We start from the raw sequence: 6,239 nt of genomic DNA, 5'->3' as shown, positions 1-6,239 counted from the left end.
TGCTAGGGTGCGCTGGAGCGAAGCGCGAGCCGCTGCCTGGCTGCCGTTTCGCCACCGTGCCGGCGCGCTCATGAATCTCTGCGAAGGATCGTCATGCGCATCCTGATGGTCACCGATGCATGGCGGCCGCAGATCAACGGCGTGGTCCACACGCTGGAGCGGCTTGCCGAGACGCTGAAATCCTTCGACGTTGAGGTCGATTTCCTGACGCCGAACATCTTCCGCACCTTGCCGCTGCCGACCTATCCGGACATTCGGCTGGCGTTGACAACTCCCGGCCATGTCGCGCGGCTGATCGATGCACGCAAGGCTGACCACATCCACATCGTCACCGAAGGGCCTCTGGGTATCATGGCGCGCCGCTACTGCCGGAAGGCCGGCCGCCCCTTCACCACCAGCTACCACACGCGTTTTCCCGAATATCTCAGCGCCCGCCTGCCGGTGCCGGAGGGCTGGGCCTATAACTGGCTGCGCGACTTCCACAATTCCGGACAGGGCACGCTTGTCGCCACCCAATCGCTTTCGGACGACCTCGCAGCGCGCGGCTTCAACAAGCTGCGCCCCTGGACGCGCGGCGTCGACACCGATCATTTCCGGCCGGACAAGCGCAAGGACACGAGCTTCCCCCACCCCGTCTTCCTCTGCGTTGGCCGCGTCGCGATCGAAAAGAACCTGACGGCCTTCCTTGATCTCGATCTTCCCGGCAGCAAGGTGGTCGTCGGTGAAGGGCCGGAGCTGGCGAAGCTCAAGGCCCGCTATCCAATGGTGCATTTCCTCGGTCATCGCCCGAACGACGAGCTGGCGGAAATCTACGCATCGGCCGACGTCTTCGTCTTTCCAAGCCGCACCGACACCTTCGGCAACGTCATCATCGAGGCTTTGGCCAGCGGCACGCCGGTGGCCGCCTACCCGGTGACCGGACCGATCGATATCGTTGGTGACGGCGTCGGCGGAGCCGTGTCCGAGGACCTAGGCGAGGCCGCGCTCAAGGCGCTTCAGATCGACCGCGCTGAGGCGCGCCAGCGCGCCATGCGCTACAGCTGGAAGGCCTGCGCCGAAATGTTCCTCGACGCCGTCGAGGAAGCGTTGGGGATGCCGCGCAAGCTGGCCGCCTGATAGGGCCCCTTCACATACCTGTGCCGCCGGCGACGTTTCCCTTAAATCAATCCCACTGCCTCTTTGAGTCTTTTGTACACCAATACCGATGATTTCATTTTCAATTTGGGGGCCGAAGGTTTAGATTTTCTCCGCTTTACACCGTCTCTAGATGGAGCTGCGCTTGCCTGCCCTCCTTGCAATTAATAATTTTCGTTGGAAGGTGGCGGCGCTTTTAATAGCATCTTTGATTTATTTTATTGCCTATTCCATTCGCACCAATCACTGGCTATTGTTGATTTTGCCTGTTTTAGTGATATTGATTTGCATGATATCTACTTGGGACAAGAGGGGGAATTTTAAAAACCTGGTTATGTCTTTTGTATATCAGATAATATCTTACTTAATTCTCGGGATTGGCATTCTTGCGGATGAAAGAAGTCTCTTTATAATATTGTTTTCGTCAGTTTTATATATTTTTGGCGACACAGAAAGGATACGGAAGCCTAGCTAGGTAACACGCCGCCTAGCGAGAGCTTGCGCTATAGTTAATTGCAGTGCATTATTCTGCATGTGTAGTTCGCTGCGGGATTGACGCCGATGTCAACGCTGGACGAGTTGCCTGCCGTATTGCCAACGCGTCGCCTCTTGCGCATCGGCAAGACCGTTGCGAGGGTGCTCGGCTATTGCCGTGCGAATGCCTGGCCGCTCTTCGTGGCCGCCTGGTTTCCCTGCTTTCTGACGGCGCTCTGTCTGGCGGCGCTTGCGCTTGTTCTTTTTGCCGATCCGGAGCAGGTGCCCGCCTGGCTTCTATCGCGTGGCTTTGACTCCAGGACTTGGCTTTCCGCGATTGTTGCCGCGCCGTTCTCAGCGATGGTCTTTGCATTCGTTCTGGATCACATGGCAAACGCGCCCGAGCATGGCCGTGTCGTTGTTCGGCGCGGCATTGAAAGTACTAGACGCTTCGCTATCCCGGGCATACGCTTTGAGCTTAGCCAGCGGATTCTCTTGGCTGCGTTGCTTCTCGCGGCCGTCCAGCTTCTTAGCGGCTTTGCGGTCGCCGGCGAGCACAGACTGCTCGTCGCCGGCCTGCTGGCCACACATGACCTGCCGCTCAGTCCTGAGGACATCACGCCCTGGGTGTCGGCGATGGGAGTCTTCAACCTGTTCGCGGGCGGTTTCGTGCTTGCCTGGACATATCTGTTTGTCGGCGATTTTCTCTGGACGGGATCGTTTGATCCAATCGGGTGCTGGCGTGCGCTCCACGGCAATCACCTGCGTTTCGTCGCCATAATGCTCATCGTTCTCGCAATAGTTGCCATGCTCAAATATGGGCTGGTCCTGGCCGCAGGCCTGATCCTGATCCCCGCGGATGCCGCGCCGCCTTCCTTCTTGAGCCTCATGCTGTTGCATTTCGGACTCGCCTGGCCGTTCGACGTCCTCCATCTGGTGCTCTCAGCCGCAACGGTCGGAACCATTTTGGGCGCATTTCGGCCCGCAGCCATCGCCTCAATCCGGCCGGCTGCAGCGGCGCTATGATGCGCCTGCCCGGGCCTCCTGGCGGCGCTGCGCTCGGCGAGGTCGAGTTTGATCAATCCGCCGGCTGCAGCGCAGACAACTGCGGATGACGGCAGCCTGCTCGCCAATTTTAGAACAGTCGCCCGCCGTCCGGGACCTTGCGCTCGATGGCGCCGAGCACCACGGCTCCTTCCTCGTCGGGAAAGCCCAGCGTCAGCACTTCCGACATGAAGGGGCCAATCTGGCGCGGCGGAAAATTCACCACCGCGAAGACCTGCCGGCCGATCAGCGTTTCCGGAGCGTAGTATTTGGTGATCTGGGCCGATGACTTCTTCACCCCGATGGCCGGGCCGAAATCGATCTTCAGCTTGAACGCCGGCTTGCGCGCCTCCGGAAATGGCTCGGCCTCGACGATCGTGCCGGCACGGATATCGACACGGTCGAAATCGGCGAAGCTGATCTCGGGCTTGCGCCCGCTGCTGGAACTCATCGCTGGCGTCTGCTTGGTTCAGGCGTTTCCGTGGGTCTCGAAGAGCACGCTGGACAGCGCGTCCTTGGCCGATGTACCGGACCAGACGACGAACTGGAAGGCCTGGAAATAGCATTCGCAGGCCTCGAGCGCCGAGGACAGCAGCACCTCGACCTGCTGGCTCGACGGCTCGACCCCACCGGCAAGCAGCAGCGACTGCCTGAACATGATCGCGCCCTCCTGCTCCCACAGGTCGAAATGGCCGAACAGCATTTGTTCGTTGATGAGCGACAACAGCCGCATCACTTCCAGCGCGCGCGTTTCCGGCACCTTGATGTCGAAGGCGCAGGCCAGATGCAGCGCCTCGAAATCCTCCATCCAGGAGAAGGAGACATGATAGTCGGTCCAACTGCCGGTCACCGAAATCGAGATCTCGTCGTCGCCGGCGCGCTCGAAGGACCAGTCATTGTTGTGGGCCACCTGCTCGATGACATCCACCGGGTGGATTTCGCGGGAGAATTCGAGTTCGAGAAGTTCCATGGAATGCTTCCTGTGTTCAGGGGAGCGCCACACGCTCCGCGGGGCACACACGACGAACAATCTTGTCTAGAACTCGGACGGCCAGGAACTTCTCAAACGCAAAGACTCCAGACCGGACCCCACCGCCCGGCGCATGATCCCTGCTCCGAATCATGCAACAAATTCAGTCTATTGATCGGGAGTCGCGTGAACAGCCCAATTTTTCGCACTGCGTCATTCGCATGTGGAAAGGCGCTGTCAAAAAGATTCATGCAATGCCGGTAAGCGATTCACGGCAAAGCGATTTTCCGGATCGCGCTTTGTGGAAAAGTTTAGCGATTATTTTTTTGATCTGGGCTTCGCCGCGGCCGCCGGTGCGGTCTGCCCGGTCAGTTCGGCGAGCTTGGCCTCGAGCGCCTCGACGCGCGCCGCAAGCTGGATGCTGTCTTCCCTCGCCTTGACAGCCATCTCGCGCGCGGCCTCGAACTCTTCACGCTGAACCACTTCCATGGAGTTGAGCAGGCGCTCGGCCTGGCTGCGGAAGGCGGTCTCCATCTCGCGCCGAACGCCCTGGGCGGCCCCCGCTGCATCCGTCATCAGCTTGGCGAATTCGTCGAGAATGCGGTTCGGTCCGTTCGACATGGCAAATCCTCGCTTGCTGATTTTTCACGTAGTGGCGAGCGGCGCGGAATGCAAGCGCATCCGATGCGGACTTGCTATTCCTGCTAGCTGGCCATTCCAATAACTATTATTATAGAGTGAACCCTCTCAAAGGAGGCCGTCATGGCGATCAGTGCAGACCTGGGGCACCGGCTGGAAGATGTTGTGAACCGGCTCGTCAGCACCGGCCGCTACAATTCGAAAAGCGAGGTATTGCGCGAAGGCGTTCGCCTCGTCGAGGAGCGAGAGAAGCGCCTTGCCACCCTCGATGCGGCACTCGCCAAAGGCATTTCGGATGCCGACGCAGGCAGGTCGACGCCAGCAGAGGAAGTGTTCGACCGTCTTGAGGCGAAATACAGGGCGATTGCAGAGAAGGGCAAGTGAGGCCGCTAACCTTCACTGATCAGGCCAAAGCGGACCTTGAGGCCATAGCCAACCACATCGGGCTCGACAATCCACTTCGCGCGGTGACCTTCATCCAGGACCTGCGCGACGACTGCTTGCGATTGCGGACCATGCCGGAGCGGCATCCAGTCGTGGAACGATACCGGTCGTCGGGCGTCCGTCGGCGCGTTCACGGCCGCTATCTGATCTTCTATCGCGTCAGCACAGGCGCGGTGGAAATCCTGCATGTCCTGCACGGCGCGATGGACTTTGAGAATATTCTATTCCCCGAGGATTGAGGTCGCGGCAGCCGCCTTGACCCCGCCAAAACCCTGCCGCATGGTCCGCGCCCGATAGACGACCGCAACCGGGAGACCCCAGTTTGAGCGAATATTTCCTGCTGCCACTGGCCTCTCTGCCCTTCCCCAACATCGATCCGGTCATCATCCATATCGGACCGCTGGCGGTGCATTGGTATGGCGTCGGCTACATCGTCGGCATCCTCTTTGCCTGGTGGTACGCAAAGCGGCTCGTCACCAACGCCAGCCTTTGGCCGGACGGCAAGCTGCCGATGAAGCCCGAGGACCTCGACGATTTCATCGTCTGGGCAGCGATCGGCGTGGTGCTCGGCGGGCGGACCGGCTATGTGCTTTTCTACGATCTTGCGCGCTACATCGCGCATCCGCTCGACATCTTTGCCGTCTGGCAGGGCGGCATGTCGTTTCATGGCGGGCTGCTCGGCGTCATTCTCGCCATGACCTTGTTCTCGCTCAAGCGCGGCATCCACACTTGGACGCTGTTCGACGTCGTCGCGGCTGGCGTGCCGGTCGGCCTCGGACTGGTGCGCGTCGCCAATTTCATCAATTCTGAGCTCTGGGGGCGACCGTCGGATGTGCCCTGGGCGATCGAATTCCCCAATGGCGGCCCGTTTACCCGGCATCCCAGCCAGCTCTATGAGGCGCTGCTTGAAGGCCTCGTGCTGTTCCTGGTGCTGCGCTTCCTCACCCATTCTCGGCTGAAGCTGAGAACGCCGCGTTTCGTCGGCGGCGCCTTCATCTGCGGCTATGGTTTGTCGCGCATCTTCGTCGAGCTCTTCCGCGAGCCCGACCAGCAGCTCGGCTACCTGCTCGGCACCAACTGGCTGACCATGGGTATGATCCTGTCCTCGCCGATGGTGCTCGCCGGCATCTGGGCCATGGCGACTGCGAAGCCGATGACGCAGCCGCAGGCAGCATGACCCGCCTGAAGGACCGCATCGTCGACCTGATCGGCGCCGTGGGGCCGATCCCGGTCAGCGAATACATGGCGCTCTGCCTGTTCGACCCCAAGGACGGCTATTACACGACGCGCGAGCCCTTCGGCCCTGCCGGCGACTTCGTCACCGCGCCCGAGATCAGCCAGATGTTCGGCGAGCTTGTCGCCGTCTGGCTTTACCAGGCCTGGCAGGGCGCCGGCCGGCCGCTTCCCGCCACCTTCGCCGAGATCGGCCCCGGCCGCGGCACACTGATGAAGGACATGCTGCGCACATGGTCGCGGCTCGACCCGGTGCTTGCAGCCGGCGCTTCCTTCGCCATGATCGAGACCAGTCCGCGCC

9 protein-coding genes are annotated in these 6,239 nt (G+C 60.7%); 6 read left to right on the top strand and 3 right to left on the bottom strand.

All coding sequences use genetic code 11. The features are described from left to right. Window positions 1-93 precede the first annotated feature (93 nt). Window positions 94-1,116 carry a glycosyltransferase family 1 protein gene (locus EOA38_RS24795; RefSeq protein WP_127300460.1) on the top strand — a complete coding sequence of 341 codons (1,023 nt, stop codon included), beginning with the start codon at window positions 94-96 and terminating at the stop codon, window positions 1,114-1,116. Window positions 1,117-1,695: 579 nt separating this feature from the next. Next, window positions 1,696-2,634 carry a hypothetical protein gene (locus EOA38_RS24790; protein ID WP_245464904.1) on the top strand — a complete coding sequence of 313 codons (939 nt, stop codon included), beginning with the start codon at window positions 1,696-1,698 and terminating at the stop codon, window positions 2,632-2,634. A gap of 109 nt (window positions 2,635-2,743) precedes the next feature. On the opposite strand, the gene EOA38_RS24785 is transcribed toward EOA38_RS24790, so the two are convergent. From EOA38_RS24785 to EOA38_RS24775, 3 genes are all read right to left on the bottom strand, one after another. Beyond that, window positions 2,744-3,103 carry a tRNA-binding protein gene (locus EOA38_RS24785; protein ID WP_126092389.1) on the bottom strand — a complete coding sequence of 120 codons (360 nt, stop codon included), beginning with the start codon at window positions 3,101-3,103 and terminating at the stop codon, window positions 2,744-2,746. Between the two features lie 18 nt (window positions 3,104-3,121). Then, window positions 3,122-3,622 carry a YbjN domain-containing protein gene (locus tag EOA38_RS24780; protein WP_040970944.1) on the bottom strand — a complete coding sequence of 167 codons (501 nt, stop codon included), beginning with the start codon at window positions 3,620-3,622 and terminating at the stop codon, window positions 3,122-3,124. A gap of 318 nt (window positions 3,623-3,940) precedes the next feature. Continuing rightward, entirely contained in the window at window positions 3,941-4,243 is a 303-nt protein-coding gene (locus EOA38_RS24775) for an accessory factor UbiK family protein (protein ID WP_126092388.1), read from the bottom strand. 141 nt (window positions 4,244-4,384) lie between these two features. Between EOA38_RS24775 and EOA38_RS24770 the strand changes: the two genes are divergently transcribed. The 4 genes from EOA38_RS24770 to EOA38_RS24755 all read left to right on the top strand — a co-directional run. Continuing rightward, window positions 4,385-4,645 (top strand): type II toxin-antitoxin system ParD family antitoxin, encoded by a 261-nt coding sequence (locus EOA38_RS24770; RefSeq protein WP_126092387.1) that lies wholly within the window; start codon window positions 4,385-4,387, stop codon window positions 4,643-4,645. After that, window positions 4,642-4,944, top strand: a complete 303-nt coding sequence (locus EOA38_RS24765) for a type II toxin-antitoxin system RelE/ParE family toxin (protein ID WP_126092386.1) — start codon at window positions 4,642-4,644, stop codon at window positions 4,942-4,944. Before EOA38_RS24770 ends, EOA38_RS24765 begins: the two co-directional genes overlap by 4 nt. 83 nt (window positions 4,945-5,027) lie before the next feature. Further along, a complete protein-coding gene (gene lgt / locus EOA38_RS24760) occupies window positions 5,028-5,882 on the top strand; it encodes a prolipoprotein diacylglyceryl transferase (RefSeq protein WP_127221591.1) in 855 nt (284 codons plus the stop codon). Beyond that, window positions 5,879-6,239 (top strand): SAM-dependent methyltransferase (locus tag EOA38_RS24755; protein ID WP_189434859.1); only part of this gene is annotated, 361 nt, incomplete at its 3' end. The genes lgt and EOA38_RS24755, both read left to right, overlap by 4 nt.

The organism is Mesorhizobium sp. M1E.F.Ca.ET.041.01.1.1, from assembly GCF_003997355.1.
Classification (GTDB): Bacteria; Pseudomonadota; Alphaproteobacteria; order Rhizobiales; family Rhizobiaceae; genus Mesorhizobium.
Note: the sequence above shows the minus strand (reverse complement) of the source record. Positions and strands in the feature narration are given on the sequence as shown.

What these genes read in the sequence shown, in the direction of transcription:
- EOA38_RS24770 (WP_126092387.1), top strand. Translation starts at nt 4,385, where the DNA reads ATGGCGATCAGTGCAGACCTGGGGCACCGGCTGGAAGATGTTGTGAAC.
- EOA38_RS24780 (WP_040970944.1), bottom strand. Translation starts at nt 3,622, where the DNA reads ATGGAACTTCTCGAACTCGAATTCTCCCGCGAAATCCACCCGGTGGAT.
- EOA38_RS24775 (WP_126092388.1), bottom strand. Translation starts at nt 4,243, where the DNA reads ATGTCGAACGGACCGAACCGCATTCTCGACGAATTCGCCAAGCTGATG.
- EOA38_RS24790 (WP_245464904.1), top strand. Translation starts at nt 1,696, where the DNA reads ATGTCAACGCTGGACGAGTTGCCTGCCGTATTGCCAACGCGTCGCCTC.
- EOA38_RS24795 (WP_127300460.1), top strand. Translation starts at nt 94, where the DNA reads ATGCGCATCCTGATGGTCACCGATGCATGGCGGCCGCAGATCAACGGC.
- EOA38_RS24785 (WP_126092389.1), bottom strand. Translation starts at nt 3,103, where the DNA reads ATGAGTTCCAGCAGCGGGCGCAAGCCCGAGATCAGCTTCGCCGATTTC.